At 31.3% G+C, this 16498-nt stretch carries 18 protein-coding genes; 17 read left to right on the top strand and 1 reads right to left on the bottom strand.

The genetic code is table 11. From position 1 onward, the window contains the following. Window positions 1–8: 8 nt before the first annotated feature. The 5 genes from rny (at window position 9) to yqeH (ending at window position 5396) form a co-directional block, all read left to right on the top strand. Window positions 9–1574 carry a ribonuclease Y gene (gene rny / locus K337_RS0103835; RefSeq protein ID WP_028855426.1) on the top strand — a complete coding sequence of 522 codons (1566 nt, stop codon included), beginning with the start codon at window positions 9–11 and terminating at the stop codon, window positions 1572–1574. Between the two features lie 166 nt (window positions 1575–1740). Continuing rightward, window positions 1741–2538, top strand: coding sequence for a TIGR00282 family metallophosphoesterase (locus K337_RS0103830; RefSeq protein ID WP_028855425.1), 798 nt, complete (start codon window positions 1741–1743; stop codon window positions 2536–2538). Between the two features lie 10 nt (window positions 2539–2548). Next, entirely contained in the window at window positions 2549–3337 is a 789-nt protein-coding gene (gene surE, locus K337_RS0103825) for a 5'/3'-nucleotidase SurE (RefSeq protein ID WP_028855424.1), read from the top strand. Then, on the top strand, window positions 3318–4244 hold the full coding sequence (prmA, locus tag K337_RS0103820; protein ID WP_028855423.1) for a 50S ribosomal protein L11 methyltransferase: 927 nt from the start codon (window positions 3318–3320) through the stop codon (window positions 4242–4244). Before surE ends, prmA begins: the two co-directional genes overlap by 20 nt. Window positions 4245–4274: 30 nt before the next feature. Then, window positions 4275–5396 (top strand): ribosome biogenesis GTPase YqeH, encoded by a 1122-nt coding sequence (gene yqeH / locus K337_RS0103815; protein ID WP_028855422.1) that lies wholly within the window; start codon window positions 4275–4277, stop codon window positions 5394–5396. A 69-nt stretch (window positions 5397–5465) separates the two neighbouring features. On the opposite strand, the gene K337_RS0103810 is transcribed toward yqeH, so the two are convergent. After that, window positions 5466–7178, bottom strand: coding sequence for an O-antigen ligase family protein (locus K337_RS0103810; RefSeq protein WP_028855421.1), 1713 nt, complete (start codon window positions 7176–7178; stop codon window positions 5466–5468). Between the two features lie 218 nt (window positions 7179–7396). Here K337_RS0103810 and K337_RS0103805 point away from each other — a divergent pair, with 218 nt between their 5' ends. From K337_RS0103805 to K337_RS19055, 12 genes are all read left to right on the top strand, one after another. Continuing rightward, a complete protein-coding gene (locus K337_RS0103805; protein WP_028855420.1) occupies window positions 7397–8509 on the top strand; it encodes a M20/M25/M40 family metallo-hydrolase in 1113 nt (370 codons plus the stop codon). Next, entirely contained in the window at window positions 8510–9307 is a 798-nt protein-coding gene (gene mreC, locus K337_RS17620; RefSeq protein WP_028855419.1) for a rod shape-determining protein MreC, read from the top strand. A 4-nt stretch (window positions 9308–9311) separates the two neighbouring features. Next, a complete protein-coding gene (locus K337_RS19060; RefSeq protein ID WP_051251593.1) occupies window positions 9312–9887 on the top strand; it encodes a LolA family protein in 576 nt (191 codons plus the stop codon). After that, window positions 9868–10557, top strand: coding sequence for a DNA repair protein RecO (recO, locus tag K337_RS0103790; protein WP_028855418.1), 690 nt, complete (start codon window positions 9868–9870; stop codon window positions 10555–10557). The genes K337_RS19060 and recO overlap by 20 nt, the downstream gene beginning before the upstream one ends. A 9-nt stretch (window positions 10558–10566) precedes the next feature. Further along, window positions 10567–11031: a PTS sugar transporter subunit IIA gene (locus tag K337_RS0103785; RefSeq protein ID WP_028855417.1), complete on the top strand. Its 465-nt coding sequence runs from the start codon at window positions 10567–10569 to the stop codon at window positions 11029–11031. 3 nt (window positions 11032–11034) lie between these two features. Beyond that, a complete protein-coding gene (gene nrdR / locus K337_RS0103780; protein WP_028855416.1) occupies window positions 11035–11490 on the top strand; it encodes a transcriptional regulator NrdR in 456 nt (151 codons plus the stop codon). Next, window positions 11483–12316 (top strand): DUF368 domain-containing protein, encoded by an 834-nt coding sequence (locus tag K337_RS17610; protein ID WP_051251592.1) that lies wholly within the window; start codon window positions 11483–11485, stop codon window positions 12314–12316. Before nrdR ends, K337_RS17610 begins: the two co-directional genes overlap by 8 nt. Further along, window positions 12316–12606: an FtsB family cell division protein gene (locus K337_RS17605; RefSeq protein ID WP_037029158.1), complete on the top strand. Its 291-nt coding sequence runs from the start codon at window positions 12316–12318 to the stop codon at window positions 12604–12606. The genes K337_RS17610 and K337_RS17605 overlap by 1 nt, the downstream gene beginning before the upstream one ends. Then, window positions 12606–13622 carry a class II fructose-bisphosphatase gene (gene glpX, locus K337_RS0103765; RefSeq protein ID WP_028855415.1) on the top strand — a complete coding sequence of 339 codons (1017 nt, stop codon included), beginning with the start codon at window positions 12606–12608 and terminating at the stop codon, window positions 13620–13622. Before K337_RS17605 ends, glpX begins: the two co-directional genes overlap by 1 nt. 67 nt (window positions 13623–13689) lie before the next feature. After that, window positions 13690–14184: a hypothetical protein gene (locus K337_RS0103760; RefSeq protein ID WP_028855414.1), complete on the top strand. Its 495-nt coding sequence runs from the start codon at window positions 13690–13692 to the stop codon at window positions 14182–14184. A gap of 2 nt (window positions 14185–14186) precedes the next feature. Beyond that, window positions 14187–14531: an ArsR/SmtB family transcription factor gene (locus K337_RS0103755; RefSeq protein WP_037029157.1), complete on the top strand. Its 345-nt coding sequence runs from the start codon at window positions 14187–14189 to the stop codon at window positions 14529–14531. An 80-nt stretch (window positions 14532–14611) separates the two neighbouring features. Beyond that, window positions 14612–16291 (top strand): sensor histidine kinase, encoded by a 1680-nt coding sequence (locus K337_RS19055; protein ID WP_051251591.1) that lies wholly within the window; start codon window positions 14612–14614, stop codon window positions 16289–16291. Window positions 16292–16498 lie beyond the last annotated feature (207 nt).

The raw sequence follows: 16498 nt of genomic DNA, 5'->3' as shown, positions 1-16498 counted from the left end.
TTTACAATATGAATACAATTATTATGATAGCGGCAGTTATAGTTGCAGCAGGAATCTTTTCCTCTGTACTTTATAAAAAATCTGTTGTAGATAAAAAAATCGAAGATCTAAACAACCTTGAGAACAGTGTTGAGCAAGCAAAAGTTAAAGCTGAAAAAATCGAAAAAAGAGCTACTTTTGATGCTGAATCAAAGGCTAAAGAGATAACTATAAAAGCTAAAGAAACAGCATATAAGATTAAAGAAGATGCTGAAAAAGAAGTTAAATTAGCTAAAAATGAAATAAATCAAAAAGAAAATAGACTTATTAAAAGAGAGGAATCTTTAGACAGTAAGTTAGACAGAATTGAAGCAAAAACTGTAGAAATAAATAACTATGAAAAAAAATTAAACCTTAAAGAAGGCGAGATTGAAGAATTAAAACAAAAACAAGAGTTAGAATTAGAGAAAATCTCTGAATTATCTAAAGAGGATGCTAAAAACATCTTATTAGATAAGTTAAAAGATGATCTTACTCATGACTCAGCTGTTATGATCAGAAGTTTTGAACATAAATTAGAGGAAGAAAAAGACAGAATGACTCAAAGAATACTATCTACTGCTATTGGAAAAGCTTCAGCAGAATTCGTTTCTGATGCTACTGTATCTGTAGTACAATTGCCAAATGATGAGATGAAAGGTAGAATCATAGGACGTGAAGGTAGAAATATCAGAACTATTGAATCTTTAACTGGAGTAGATGTTATCATCGATGATACCCCAGAAGCTGTAGTTTTATCATGTTTTGATGGTGTAAAAAGAGAAATCGCTAGAAGCGCACTGGAAAAATTAGTAAATGACGGAAGAATTCATCCTACAAAAATTGAAGAAGCTATTAAAAAAGCGACTAAAGAAGTGGATAAAGGAATCCGTGAAGCTGGAGAACATGCACTATTTGAACTTGGTATTACAGGAGTTCATCCTGAAGTAACTAAAGTATTAGGTAGTCTGAAATTCAGAACTAGTTATGGACAAAATGTTTTAACTCATGCTATCGAAGTAGGTCATCTAGCTGCTACATTAGCTGCCGAAATCGGAGCAGATGTAAAATTAGCTAAAAGATCTGGTTTATTCCATGATATTGGTAAGGTATTAACTCATGAAACTGAAACTTCTCATGGATTATTAGGAGCTGAATTCTTAAGAAAATTCGGAGAAAAAGACCTAGTAGCAAATGGTGCTGAATCACATCATCATGAAGTAGAATTTAAATGTATCGAATCTGTTTTAGTCCAAGCAGCAGATGCTATATCAGCATCTAGACCTGGAGCAAGACGTGAAACATTAAATACATATATCAAAAGATTAGAAGAATTAGAAGCTATTGCGAGTTCTTTTGAGGGTGTAGATTCATCTTACGCTATCCAAGCTGGTAGAGAGATGAGAATCATCATAAACCCTGAAATCATAAGTGACGATAAGACAACTATCTTATCTCGTGACATAGCTAAAAAGATAGAAGAAACTATGCAGTATCCTGGTCAGATCAAAGTAACTGTAGTTAGAGAGACTAGATCTGTAGAATATGCAAAGTAAGTTTTAAAAAAGACAAAAATGAGCTGATCAGATCAGCTCATTTTTTATGGTAGAATTACAGTATAAATTTTATTGAAAATATGATATAATTATACATTGTAAAGCAAAAGATAATCTGAGAAAACAATAGAAATAAAATATTATATATAAAGAAAAGAGGGGTTAAATGAAAGTTTTAATAATAGGAGATGTTGTTGGTAAACCAGGTAGAAATATCTTAACTGACTATCTAGAGAGAAAAAAAAATGAATATGATCTAATCGTTGTCAATGGTGAAAATGCTGCTGCAGGATTTGGATTAACTGAAAAAATTGCTAAACAATTTTATGAAATCGGAGTAGATGCCATCACTTCCGGTAACCATATTTGGGATAAAAAAGAGATGGTAGAATATCTTAAAACCGATCATAAAATTTTAAGACCACTGAACTATCCAAAGGGCGTATCTGGAGTAGGTTGGAATATTTTTACAACTCCTGCTGGAGAAAAAGTAGGTGTTGTTTCATTACAAGGCAGAATCTTTATGCCGCCTATTGATTGTCCATTCCAAAGAATATCTGAAGTCTTAGACGAGATCAGAAAACATACAACAAATATTGTCGTAGATTTCCATGCTGAAGCTACATCTGAAAAGATGGCTATGGGAAGGTTCCTTGACGGTAAAGTTTCAGTAGTTTTAGGAACTCATACCCATATCCAAACTTCTGACAGTAGAGTTTTAGACGGCGGTACCGGTTATATTACAGATGTAGGGATGACTGGATCTCATGACGGGATAATAGGAATGACTGTAGACTCTGTTCTACCTAGATTTTTGACTTCTCTTCCAACTAAGTTCGCTATCTGTAATGACAATGTAAGAATCAATGGTATTGAGGTAGAATTAGATCAATATGGGAAATGCAGCGATATCAAGAGAGTCGACCTGTCTATCGAAGAGTTAGACTTTGCAGACTTTTTATAAGGAGTAATTTATGAATATATTAATTTCAAATGATGATGGGATCTATGCTGAAGGGATCAAAATTTTAGTTAATCACCTTAAAGATGCTGGACATACAACATATGTAGTTGCTCCTTTGGAGGAACAAAGTGGTACTGGACACGGAATTACTCTCCACCAACCCTTGAGAGTAAAGGAAGTTTATAGGGATGATCATCTGTTTGGTCACTCTGTATCTGGAAAACCTGCCGACACTATAAAGGTGGCATTGACCCACCTATACGATGAAAAAAATATTGACTTTGTAATCTCAGGTATAAATCGTGGGGCTAATCTAGGTACTGATCTATTCTATTCAGGTACTTTTGCTGCCGCCTCTGAAGGTACATTTTGGAGGAAAAATGCCATTGCTCTCTCCCTTATTGCAGATGGGAATGATCTATATTTCGAGAGTGCAGGAGTATTTGTTGCAGAGTATTTAAAAACAATAAAAGATCTAAAATTCCCTATAGGAACCCTTTTAAACATAAATGTTCCTAACCTTCCCATGGAAGAAATTAAAGGAATTAAATATACTAAACAGAGTAATAGAAAATTCCAAGAAAAATTAATAGAAAGGGAAGATACCCAAGGAAATAAATATTTTTGGTTAGGAGGACACCCTATAAAAGGTGACCATGTGGAAAACTCAGATTTAGAAGCTATTGAAAATGGCTATATATCTATCACACCTGTAAAATTAAATTTATACGACAATGAGTTAGAGGTACTACTTAAAGAAAACAGTAAAAAGGAGAAATATGAAATTAATAGAAGTTAGATTAATATTTGATGCCGATGAGCCTCAATATGTAAAAAAAGAAATAACCGATTTATTTTATGAATTTGGAGTTCAAGGACTTAAGATCGATGAACCGATGGAAAGAGATTCATTGGATTACTATAGAGATGAAAAGATATTTTTACAGAGAGACTATGCTGTATCGGCATATTTCCCTATAAATTTATACGTGGAGAAAAAAAAATCTCTTATTACAGAAACTTTTGAAGAAAAATTTGGTGAACGTGAAGATCTTATCTATTCATTAGATTTTTATGAATTAGATGAAGAAGATTATCAAAATTCTTGGAAAAAATATCTTTACCCTGAAAAAGTAAGTGAAAGATTTGTGGTAAAACCTACTTGGCGTGAATACGAAATCGAAGGAGACGAGATTGTAATCGAATTAGATCCTGGAAGGGCTTTTGGTACTGGTTCTCACCCGACTACTTCTCTTTGTATCAAACAGATGGAAGAATACATCTGTGAAGGTGACTCTGTTATAGATGTTGGTACTGGTTCTGGAATACTGATGGTTGCAGCTAATAAATTAGGGGCATCTGAGGTGTGGGGCGTTGATATCGACCCTCTAGCTGTAGAAGTAGCGAAAGAAAATTTAGAGTTAAATAAAGTCGATATGGATAGTATTAAACTGTTTAAAGGTGATTTGGTAAAAGTTGTAGAAGAGAAGAAATTTGATGTAGTAGTAGCTAACATCTTAGCCGATGTAATCTTACTCCTACTAAACGACATGTCTACAGTTGTAAAAAAAGGCGGTCTTATGATCCTTTCTGGAATTATCGAAGATAAAGCCGATGAGATAAAGAGAAGAATAATTTCATTGGGATACGAAGTTATTTCAGAGACAAAAGACAAAGAGTGGGTAAGTTTTACTGCCAAAGCGTAATGATAAATGGAGGTTTAAATTTTGAGTAATATAATAAAAAAATGTAACGGTTGTGGTATTGAACTACAAAGTGAAGATAAAAATAAACAAGGTTATGTACCTAAAGAGATGCTAAAAGGAAAGAAAAGTGCAACCTGCCAAAGATGTTTTAAGTTAACTAACTACGGAGATTTCATCCCTATGGAGATGACTGCTGAAGATTATAGAAAAGAGGTTCAGCGTTCTGCTAAAAGTGCTAAGATAGTCTTAGCTGTATTTGATATCATTGACTTTGAAGGATCATTTGATGACGAAATATTAGATATCTTAAGAGAAAAAGATTCTATTATAATCATCAATAAGATCGATCTAATTCCTGGAGGAAAACACGCCAGTGAGGTAGCTAACTGGGTAAAAGAAAGACTTTCAGAGGAAGGGATTGTTCCCCTAGATATAGCTATAGTCAGTGCTAAAAATACCTATGGTATCAACGGTATCATAAGAAAGATAAATCATTTCTGCCCACATGGTGCTAAAGTTATGGTAATGGGTACTACAAATGTTGGAAAATCAAGTATCATAAATAGATTATTAGGAGAGAAAAAAGCTACTATCTCTAAATATCCTGGTACTACACTTAAAGCTACTAAAAATGTAATACCTGATTCTAATATTACAATAATCGATACTCCTGGATTGATCCCTACTGGAAGAATATCTGACCTGGTATGCGAGAAATGTCATTTAGACATCGTTCCTTCTAAGGAGATTTCTAGAAAAACATTTAAAGTAAATGCTGATAAAATAATCTTAATCGGTGGATTAGTTAAGGTTAAAGTCCTAACTGACAATGAGATGAAGCCTATATTCAGTATATTTGCTGATAAAAATGTAACTTTCCACGATACAAAAGAAGAAAGAGTAGAAAAACTTATTACTGAGCATACAGGAACTTTAATAACTCCTCCATGTGAGAAATGTAAAGATGAGTTCTATGCTTTACCTACAAAAACTGAAATCTATGATCTAAATATAGAAGAGGAACTTGTATTTAAAGGACTTGGATGGATCTCTGTAAAGAGAGGACCATTAAAAGTAGAAATTACCCTTCCGGAAGCTGCAGAAGTAATTGTAAGAGATGCATTTATTCAACCGAAAAGACCAGTTAAATAAAAGCAACGTAACGTTGCATCCAGATAAATATAATTATATATTTCCTAGATAGGTAAAAAGCTGGAAGGGTCACCCTTCCAGCTTTTTATTTACAGCTATACCTAACCCTATAAAAAACCAAAAATATGGTGCTACCGATACTGCACTGTCATTAAACATACCAGCAGCCAGATAACCACTTATAGCTAGTGCTGTAGCTAAGCCCACAACTTCATAAAAACTATTAAACTCTCTATTTCTATAAATTTTTATAGATTGAATTATATAAGATCCAACAAAAACTACAAACCCTATAAAAAATAGATACCCCATATTGATAAGGATCTGTAAATATAGATTATGAGGTTTATCCACAATCATACTAGGATTTCCATAGGCTATTCTTTTTCCAAAATTATCTTCCTGAGGGAAGATTAAAGAATAAGTATCAGGTCCTCCTCCTAAAAATCCAGTCTGTTTTAATTTTGGAATAGTTCTAGACCATATATATATTCTTGAACTCCCCTTTGTCTCATAACCATCCATCCATTTAACTCTGTCAGCCATATAGATATCACTGAGTCTCCCCTGAAATCCAACGGTTTTAAAGCCATTATTTCTTAAAATTAAAGGATAGCTAAATTTATCATAAGTAATATTATAGTAATCTTCCTTTCTTTTCTCAATTTCAAATTTTTCATATCTATTATCAGTGAATTTATATCTATTGTCTACAAATTCAAAAGGAAGTAGTCTGCCCTCCTCATCTTTAAAACTTAACTGTTTATCTTTTGTGAGGATATTCAATGAAGCCTTATCTGTTGTGACCAGCAAATCATTGGGAGTATTTAGAACCATCTCCCTCATAGGGTTATATTTTGATAGTTCTGCATCATATAACTTTTTTCCTAGGGAATTTTCTGAAAAACTGTTCATAATCACACCTATAATTAGAGACGTAATTATGAGTAAGATAATTTTTTTTGATTTTTTAATGATTTTTTTCCTATAAAAGAAAAGAAAAAATACCAATGTAAATTGTCCTGCTAAAAATCCTGCTCTCGATCGACACCCCAGCCAATTTATATAGATCAAGATATAAAATAAATAAGATAAAATATTATATAACTTTCCCCTTACACTCAAAAAAGTCATTGCAGCAAAGAATAAAAACATAACCATCAATGAACCACCATAGTTTGGGTTAAAATAGGTAGAATAAATAATATATTTATCAAATTTAAAATTTAGAGTATCAGCTATTCCCCATAGACCTTTTGGTAAAATTAGATGTCTTCCAAAATCACTTTTAAACAAATCTAGTCCAAAAAATTGAAAGCTGCCTATGATTGAAATTATTATAATCCCTGCAAAAGCTGCTCCTACAAGTATTTTTATATCTTTTTTATTTCTTGCCAAGTTAATGGTCAAAAAAGTTATTATTAGATATGACAGCCATACAAAGATCCCCTCATACCTATCTCCGACCCCTTTTAAAACTATCGATGTAAAGGGGGAAAATACTGTAGATAAATTAGCCAATATTCCCATAAATATTAAAGGGATATAGTATTTTGTTTTTATAATTTCACCTTTTATAAAGAAAAGTATGAGTCCTATAGTCGAAAGGGATACAATCAAGACAGCCTTATAGTAGGAGAAAAAATCAAAGTTATTCTCTCCCAATGGATAAGCCATATAATCTAAACTTCCTATAGGAGTTGGTATAACCTTTAACCTTACTATTAGGGGCACCACTCCCAAGATAATCATCAACGGTAATAATTTTATTTTTTTTAACATTTTATTCCTCCCTAGTGACTAATTTCCTTTAAAAGTATACCTCTATTTAGTTAATATTTCCATCCACAATGTCGAACAGTTTATTTTTTTATGATTTTTCTATTAAAATGAGTAAATTAGAATTATTAAAACACCATAATCCTTTGCAAATTCCTTATTTTTATTATATAATTTCTTTAGATAAAACAAAATAAAATTAAATATATCAGGGGGAAAACATGATAAATGAAAAAAGAATCGTAGATAATTTTTTAGATATGGTTAAAATCCCATCACCATCTCTCAAAGAAAGAGCTATGGCTGATTGTGTAAAAGCTGAATTAGAGAAAATCGGTCTTGAAGTTACTGAAGATAACGCAGGTGAAAGTTGTAACGGTAATGCCGGTAATATCATTGGTGTCTTAAAAGCTAAAGGTTCTAATAAGAAGAAAATATTATTTAGTGCTCATATGGACACTGTTTTACCTTGTGATAAGATTACTCCAATCATAGAAAATGGAATCATTAAATCAGATGGTACCTCTGTTTTAGGGGGAGACGACAAAGCTGGTATTGCAGCTATCTTAGAGATGCTTAAACAACTAAAGGAAAATAACTTAGACCATCCTGAAATTATTGTTGTATTTTCTATTGCAGAAGAGATTGGTCTTTTCGGTGCTCGTGCAATGGATGTAGAAAAATATGCTCCTGATTTTGGAATCATCATCGACTCAGGTGGTAAACCTGGAACTGTTACTATACAGGCACCATTTGCAGCAAAAGGAAAGATTGAGATTATTGGTAAACCAGCTCATGCAGGTTTAGAACCTGAAAATGGGATAAATGCATTGGTAGTGGCATCTCATGCCATCACTAAACTAAGATTAGGAAGGGTAGATGAAAATACTACTTCTAATATTGGTGTAGTAACTGGAGGAGCAGCTGTAAATATTGTTATGCCTAGTGTATCTATGATGTATGAGGCTAGAAGTTTTGATGGTAAAGTTTTAGATGAGCTATTAGCTGAAACTAAAGCTATCTTCACTGAGACAGCGAAAGAGTTTGGGGCAGAATTTAAAGAAGCAATCGTAAAGGGGTATGACGGATTTAAAATCGAAGCAGGTAGTGAAATCTTAGAGATTTTAGAGGATGCTTGTAAAGGTATAAATATCGAATATAAACCTATGAAATCTGGTGGTGGAAGTGACACTAATATCTACAATGGAAAGGGAATACCTTCTGTTAATCTAGGTATAGGTATGAGTAAGGTACATACTAAAGAAGAATTTATTAAAATCGAAGATATGGTAGGATGTACAAAATTATTACTTTCTATTATAGATAAAATATAGATGAATTTTAAACAAAAAAAGACTAAACAAAAGTGGTGGTTATCTTTAATCATAGTTATTTTAATAACTGCCGCTTTTTCGCGGTCTGACTTTCTTATATCTAAAACTAATAACCTACTGCTTCCCCTTAAATTAAAAGTATATAAAACTACCAGTAATATTCAAAATTATTTCAATACTTTTTTTTACATCAAAGAGATCTCTAAAAAAAATGAAATTTTAGAATTAACCATAGAAAAACAAAAACATATTTCCTTTGAAAATAAAAACCTTTTAAAGGAAAATCAGCATCTAAGAGAATTACTTAAAATGAAGAAAAAAGTCAAATATAAAATTATCGTAGCACAAATTTCCTATATCGATGCACTAAACCCCTACGAAACTATATCAATTGATAAAGGCAAAAATGATAATATAAAACAAAATATGGCGGTTACTTCTACTCTCGGTGTAGTTGGAAGGATCAAAGAAGTCTTTGATGATCACTCCACTGTGGAATTAATCACTTCTAACCAAAGTTACACCAGTGCTACCAATGAAAATGGAGACACTCTCTCGATTTTAAGTGGCCAGGGAAATGAGATACTCAGTCTAGAATATGTTGTTACTGATTCAAATATCCAAGTAGGCGATAAAATATTTACCTCTGGTATCAGTGATATCTATAAAAAAAATCTTTTTTTAGGAGAGATTACATCTATCGACAATAATGACGAGATGTTTAAACAGATAACAGTAAAATTACCATATAATATATTTAATCTCAAAGATGTTATGGTTATAAAAAAAGAGAGGTGAGTCTATGAAAAAATTTATTCTTTATTTTTTTATATTTAGCTTGAGTTTATTCGCTAAAGATAAAAATGAATTTAATAAAATCAATACTTTTAAGGCTGTAATTACCGAAACCAGCCATTTGAATAATCGAACCAAAACAAAGGAATATGAGATCTTAGCCGATCTACCAGATAAACTTATAAAAAAAATGATTTCTCCTTCTATAAATAAGGGAGAAATTTATCTATATAATGGGTCTAATAAAACTATCTATTATCCACTTTTAGAGCAGACGATAGATCAAAAGATAAACGAAGATGAAAATTATACTTTAAAATTTATTCGGGATCTTAAATCATATGAGGGAGATGTAGATTTTAAGGTGATAAAATCTAATAACCAAATCCAAAAAATCATCTATAATGATGGAATAACTATAGAATTTGAATCTTTTTCAAAAATAAATGAGATTAATTTCCCAACACATGTTAGAATACTAGATAGAAATATTGAAATTTCAGAATTAATAATTAAAGATATTAAAATAAATATACCTATATCTAAAAAGGATTTTTCCCTCGATGAAATTATTAAAAACTGATGGCATAGTGATAAAAAAAGTGGATCACTCTGAAGCTGACCGAGCATTGACATTATTTACTAAAAATTTTGGTAAGATCAACATCAATATTAGTGGTATCAGAAAATCAAAAAAAAGACATCTCAATGGAGCTGATCTATTCGGGATATCTAACTTTATATTTTATAAGAAAGATGAACACTATATTTTGAGTTCTTTTGAATTGAATGAAACTTTTTTTAATCTCAGAAAAGATCTGGAAAAATTAAACATTTCTTTTCATATCTTAGAAATTTTAAACTCTATCTTAGTTGAAAATGAAACACGAACAGGTTTATACAAATTACTTTTGAATTCCTTTCGGTTTTTGGACAAAAATAATAAACCTACCAAGGATTATCTCCTTTTAGGTTATTTTTTAGCTCTCCTTATTAAAGAGGAAGGAATTATGTTCAATATAAAAGACGGCTTATATTTTAATATAGAAAATTCCATAATAGACAATATGCCGACCTCTAATAAATTAACTGAAATTCAAAAAATTATAACTATACACTTATTCGATGAAAAAATAAATGATATAATCTCTCTAGATCCATGTATAGATGATATTATAAATATAATTTTACTCTTGGAAGATTATATGAACTACCATTTAAATTTAAAAATAAATTTTAAAAAATATTTTTAGGAGGACCACATGAACATTGCAAAAATAACAGATTATATAACTTTGGATATGATTTCCCTTGATTTAAAAGCTAAAAATAAAAAAGAAGCTCTTTCGGAGTTATCTCAACTACTTGGAGCTTCAGATACTATCGACGACCCTAAAGTCATCGAATCAGCTCTTATTGAAAGAGAAAAATTAGGAAGTACCGGGATAGGAAAAGGTGTGGCAATTCCCCATGCTAAAACTGATTTTGCTAAAAAATTAACTATCGCCTTTGGAAGATGTAATGATGGACTTAACTTTGAATCTTTAGACGGTCAAGATGTTAAGCTGTTTTTTGTATTTGCTTCACCACTTAGTGACAGCATCGTATACCTTAAGATCTTAGCTAGGATTTCAAGATTAATCAGAGATGAAAATTTTAGAAACAAACTTCTAAGTGCAACGGACCCACAAGAAATTTTAAATATCATAAGTTCAGAAGAGGGGTAAACTATGGAATGTCCTTACTGTGGAGCTATGGATACTAAAGTTATTGATAGTAGACCTTATAGCACAGATAACTCTATAAAAAGAAGACGGGAATGTGTCGTTTGCTGTAAAAGATTTACTACTTACGAAAAAATAGAGCCTATTCCTATTTTTGTAATAAAAAAAAATAATATCAAGGAAGTCTTCAATAAAGACAAACTATTAAAAGGACTCGAAAGGGCTGTCATTAAAAGAAATGTCAACCTAGAAGCTTTGGAAAGGTTTGTAGGAGAAGTTGAAGACACTATCAGAAAAACTAATCACCTAGAGATAGAAAGTACTGAATTAGGTGAACTGGTTATGGAGAAACTAAAAAAATTAGATGAAATTGCATATATCCGATTCGCCTCTGTATATAAAGATTTTTCAGATGTAAAATCTTTTATCAAAGAAATTGAGGGGATGGTTGACAGTGATTAAAAATATAATCAGTGGTGCTTTTATTGGAATAGCTAACATTATTCCTGGAGTCTCTGGTGGAACTGTTGCTCTTCTTTTAGGGGTCTATGAAAAACTTACAGAGTCTGTAGGAGAATTTTTCACTGTTCCTAAAGAAAAAAAGATAGAATTTATTAAATTTTTATCACAAATATTTATAGGAGTTGTCATTGGACTACTTGTATTTGCAAAAGTGATCGGTTTTCTCTATACAAACTATAGAGAGAGCACCAGCTTTTTCTTCTTAGGACTGATAGTGGCATCTCTACCGTTGGTTTTGACCCATCGAGATAATAAAAAAATAAATAACCATGGAAAACTATGGTTTTTATTTGGATTACTTTTAATGATTGGTTTTACAATCCTTCAATCTTTCTATGGTGATGGTGAAACTTCTAGCAGCTTATATCGGTTGACAGCAGGATATAGCGTAAAATTAATCCTGGCTGGAGCTTTGGCTGGAGGAGCTATGGTTATTCCTGGAATCTCTGGATCCCTCCTACTGGTTATGCTGGGTGAATATTATAATATCCTAGGTTTTGTAAATAACAGGATGATACTGCCTGTTGCCTTAGTAGGTATCGGAGCTGTCATAGGTATTGTTGGCTTTGCTAGAATCATAGACAAACTTTTAAAATCTCATAGAGATAATACTTTGTATTTTATAATCGGGCTTATTGTAGCTTCCCTTGTGGAAATTTGGCCTGGGTTTACTTTGACTTTATCTAACGGAATTACAAATATTATAATTTTTGGTTTAGGAATATATATAGTTAAATTAATGAAAAAATTAGAAGGTAAGAAATAATGAAAAGAATTAATGGGTTTTTCATATTCATTGTCCTTGGAATATTAGGAATCTTTCTCTATATCCCAAGAATTTATCGTGGGTATCGAACACTGGATCATCTCCAGGACGAATTAAAAGCTACAACTATTCAATCTGAAAAGTTACACCGTGAAATGGATGACATAAGTCTACAATTAGATAATTTTAATAATCTTTATTATATAGAAAAATTTGCAAGGGATAAACTAGCCATGAAGAAAAAGAACGAAACTATCTATAGAGTTATATACGAGGAGGAACAAGATTAATGAAAAGAGAACTAGCTATCGAATTTGCAAGGGTAACTGAGGCTGCAGCATTGGCAGCACACAAATGGGTCGGTAGAGGTGACAAGGAAGCAGCTGACCAAGCAGCTGTTGACGCTATGAGAACTATGTTGAACAAGATCCATATCAATGGAGAAATAGTTATTGGTGAAGGTGAAATTGATGAAGCCCCTATGTTATACATCGGTGAAAAAGTTGGCCTAAGAAAAGATATGGATATCGCTGTAGATATCGCTGTAGATCCTGTAGAAGGAACTCGTATGACTGCCCAAGGTCAAGGAAATGCATTAGCAGTTATGGCTATCGGAAATAAAGACAGTTTTTTAAAAGCACCAGATATGTATATGGAAAAGTTAATTGTAGGACCTGATGCACGTGGAGCTATCGATCTTAATTTACCGCTTTTAGACAACGTAAATAACGTAGCTAAAGCTTTAAATAAATCTTTAGATGAATTAGTTATGGTTATCTTAGATAAGCCTAGACATCATAAGATCATCAAAGATCTTCAAAAAATGGGTGTTAGAATATTTGCTATCCCTGATGGAGATGTAGCTGGTTCTATACTAACTGCTATTATCGATTCTGACGCAGATATGTTATATGGAATCGGAGGAGCACCTGAAGGTGTTATCTCTGCTGCAGTTATCAAAGCTCTTGGTGGAGATATGCAGGCTAAATTAAAATTAAGAAGTGAAGTAAAAGGAATCTCTTTGGAAAATGATAAGATTTCTAACTTTGAAAAATCTAGATGTGAAGAGATGGGAATAGATATTTCTGATGTATTTACTATAGATGATTTAGTTAAAGATGACGAAGTTATCTTTGCTGCTACAGGGATTACCGACGGGGATCTTTTAACAGGAGTTACTAGAAAGAAAAATATAGCTAGAACTCAGACTCTATTAATTAGAGGAAAGACTAAAACTATCAGATATATCAATTCAGTTCATAACTTAGATTTTAAAGATGAAGAGTTAAAGAAACTTATAAAGTAAACTTTTTATAGAGTGTAGATAACTTCTACACTCTATATTAATATCTAAAAACATAAGGAGAAAAAATATGTTATTTTATGATGATTTTATTAAAAAATTAAACAACACAAATGTAGTATTAAAAGATAAGTATAAATATGGATTAAATTTCATGAAAAAAATAGTTTGGTTAGGAACAGGAATTCCTATAACTCTGATTGGAGGATTCCAACTTTGGGTCCTTAAAACCAATGGCGGTAATCCAATAGGTTATATTTTAGCTCTTTTGATGGTTTTATTTGGTCTATATAATTTAAAGATGTCATGTGCCTATAAAATAGAGATCGACGTAATCAATAAAAAATTAATTAACAAACAATTTACTATAGAATTAGACAAAGTAAAATTAGTTGAACTTCGTAAGATGGTAGCTCCTAAAAGCAAAAAATTAGAAGCTTGTTTGGATATCATCACCCACGATAAAAAACAAATTATCCTCCCCCTTATTATGAACAATAAGTTAGAATTCACATCTGTTATCAAGGAAATAGTTGCCGATAAATTTGTAATTATAAAGGATTAATTATGGATATTTGCAGATGTGTCTCAATCAATGAAACCAGGGTAGATAAAGCAAAACAAACACTAGAAGATCTTTCTTCTTTGGATCAGACTGCTAAATTTTTTAAAATTTTAGGAGATGGTACAAGATTTAAGATTATTACTATTCTTTTAGAGGGAGAGATGTGTGTATGTGATATTGCAACCACTCTAAATATGACCCATTCTTCTATCTCCCACCAGCTTAAGGTTTTAAGGGAAAATAGAGTTCTTAAAAATAGAAAAGATGGAAAAATAGTATACTATTCCCTAAATGACAATCATGTTAAAAATATAATTTTGCAGGGATTAGAACATCATAATCATTAAATTTTATCTTCGTCAAAACGTTGAGTTTTTGCACTAATTGTGCTAATATAGTATAAATTCAATGTAGAGGAGGAGCTAAGATGACTAAACCAAAAAATAAAATACTTAAATCTTACCTGCTTTTACTGGGAGGAAGTCTGATCCCTCTATTTATGTTTATCTCTTTCTTATATCAATTAAACGTATCTCAAAATATAGTGAAAATGAAATCTGAGAAAAAAATGATTTTAGATTTAATAAAAAAAGATATCGAAAGAGAATTTATTGACTATATAGATGACGTACAATTTTTATCTGAAACTCCCCAGCTGAGATCCCTTCTATATAGAAGGTCTAATCTAAAGGAGAATCATGATTATTTAAAAAGTTACCTTAAAATTAAAAATAAGTATTTTGCAGGTTATATAAAAAACAATAGAAATCATGTAATAATCGAGGAATACTATAACAACGAATATTTAAAATTTCCTGAAGAATTGATGATGAAAAATCCTAAAAAGATTACGTTTTCTAAATTAGGAGATTATAAAAATAATTTTATAGTCAATATTATGGCACCTATCTATGGAAAAGATAATGTTTCTTTAGGAACTATCTCTCTCTATGGTAGACAAACTTATATTGATAATATTTTAGAGAAATATAGATCCATAAATTTAATATCTAAAGGAGATTTTTATTGGTTTGGATTGGATGATAACAATAAAATCGATGAATCAAAAAAAACAGATATCTTAAAAAAAGGAGATCTCCTACCTCTTAATTCTAATAGCGGTTCTGTTCTCAATAAAGATATTTTATATACCTTTGATACCATAGATTTTAAGGAACTTCTACCTCAGTTAGGTTTTGGTGACAATACAAGCTCTACTTGGAGATTAGTTGTTAAAGTTCCTGAAACTGAGATAACTGCTATGAAAAAACATTTTTTAGACGGGTATAGACTGCTGAGTTTGTTTATTTTTTTCATGCTTTCCATTACTATATGGGTTATTTTAAAGGAAACAAATAAACGTAAATTTTATGAAAATAAATTAGAATTACAAAATCAAAAATTAATAGAAAATAATAGAACTAAAGATAAATTTATATCTATATTGGCTCATGATCTAAAAAGTCCATTTACTGGAATTACTGGGATTTTTAGTATTTTAACTAGAAAATATGATTCTTATGATGATGCAAAGAAGAAAAAATTAATCTATTCTATCAATGATTCTATACAGGGAATAAACGCACTCTTAATCAATTTATTAGAGTGGTCTAAGATACAGAGGGGACATGTGATACCCTCTCCTATGAAAGTTAAGATAAATGACCTCACTGCTTCGGCATATCAAATTTTAAAATTAAACTTAGAGTCTAAGAATATTAAATTTTCAAATAATATTTCAGATAAACATTTTATTTGGGCTGATAAAAACATGATAGATGCTGTTTTTCGTAATATTTTATCCAATGCCATAAAGTTCACTCCTAATTCTGGAAAGATTGAACTCTATAGTGAACGAAAAAATCAGTTTATCTATATATTTATTAAAGATAATGGGGTAGGAATGAATTTAGACATTCAGTCTAAGTTATTTAAACTAGACCAGCATTTGACAACTCTAGGAACAGAAAATGAAAAGGGTACCGGTTTAGGACTTATCATAACAAAGGAATTTATCCACCTTAACAGAGGAAGTTTAGGAGTAGATTCTATAAAAGATCAGGGAACGACTTTTATTATTAAACTCCCTGCATATAAAGAGATCTAAAAAAGCTCAATTGAATATAAATAATTTTAATAATCATGAATCGAAGGTTCTAAAGGTTTCGCCTTTAATACGAGTTCATTTCATTTTGGTGAGCAAAAGAAACGAACCAAAGAAAAGCTCACTTTTTCTAAATGATGTTATATAAGTGAAACCATGGATCCCCGTTTCTTAGTGGGGTGCCTGACGGGCATGGTAGGCGCGACGAAA

This window comes from Psychrilyobacter atlanticus DSM 19335, assembly GCF_000426625.1.
Classification (GTDB): Bacteria; Fusobacteriota; Fusobacteriia; order Fusobacteriales; family Fusobacteriaceae; genus Psychrilyobacter; species Psychrilyobacter atlanticus.
Note: the sequence above shows the minus strand (reverse complement) of the source record. Positions and strands in the feature narration are given on the sequence as shown.

Bases quoted from the DNA above. Each gene is read 5' to 3' on its own strand.
- rny (WP_028855426.1), top strand. From the start codon at position 9: ATGAATACAATTATTATGATAGCGGCAGTTATAGTTGCAGCAGGAATC.
- K337_RS0103830 (WP_028855425.1), top strand. From the start codon at position 1,741: ATGAAAGTTTTAATAATAGGAGATGTTGTTGGTAAACCAGGTAGAAAT.
- surE (WP_028855424.1), top strand. From the start codon at position 2,549: ATGAATATATTAATTTCAAATGATGATGGGATCTATGCTGAAGGGATC.
- prmA (WP_028855423.1), top strand. From the start codon at position 3,318: ATGAAATTAATAGAAGTTAGATTAATATTTGATGCCGATGAGCCTCAA.
- K337_RS0103810 (WP_028855421.1), bottom strand. From the start codon at position 7,178: ATGTTAAAAAAAATAAAATTATTACCGTTGATGATTATCTTGGGAGTG.
- K337_RS0103805 (WP_028855420.1), top strand. From the start codon at position 7,397: ATGATAAATGAAAAAAGAATCGTAGATAATTTTTTAGATATGGTTAAA.
- mreC (WP_028855419.1), top strand. From the start codon at position 8,510: ATGAATTTTAAACAAAAAAAGACTAAACAAAAGTGGTGGTTATCTTTA.
- K337_RS19060 (WP_051251593.1), top strand. From the start codon at position 9,312: ATGAAAAAATTTATTCTTTATTTTTTTATATTTAGCTTGAGTTTATTC.
- recO (WP_028855418.1), top strand. From the start codon at position 9,868: ATGAAATTATTAAAAACTGATGGCATAGTGATAAAAAAAGTGGATCAC.
- K337_RS0103785 (WP_028855417.1), top strand. From the start codon at position 10,567: ATGAACATTGCAAAAATAACAGATTATATAACTTTGGATATGATTTCC.
- nrdR (WP_028855416.1), top strand. From the start codon at position 11,035: ATGGAATGTCCTTACTGTGGAGCTATGGATACTAAAGTTATTGATAGT.
- K337_RS17605 (WP_037029158.1), top strand. From the start codon at position 12,316: ATGAAAAGAATTAATGGGTTTTTCATATTCATTGTCCTTGGAATATTA.
- glpX (WP_028855415.1), top strand. From the start codon at position 12,606: ATGAAAAGAGAACTAGCTATCGAATTTGCAAGGGTAACTGAGGCTGCA.
- K337_RS0103760 (WP_028855414.1), top strand. From the start codon at position 13,690: ATGTTATTTTATGATGATTTTATTAAAAAATTAAACAACACAAATGTA.
- K337_RS0103755 (WP_037029157.1), top strand. From the start codon at position 14,187: ATGGATATTTGCAGATGTGTCTCAATCAATGAAACCAGGGTAGATAAA.
- K337_RS19055 (WP_051251591.1), top strand. From the start codon at position 14,612: ATGACTAAACCAAAAAATAAAATACTTAAATCTTACCTGCTTTTACTG.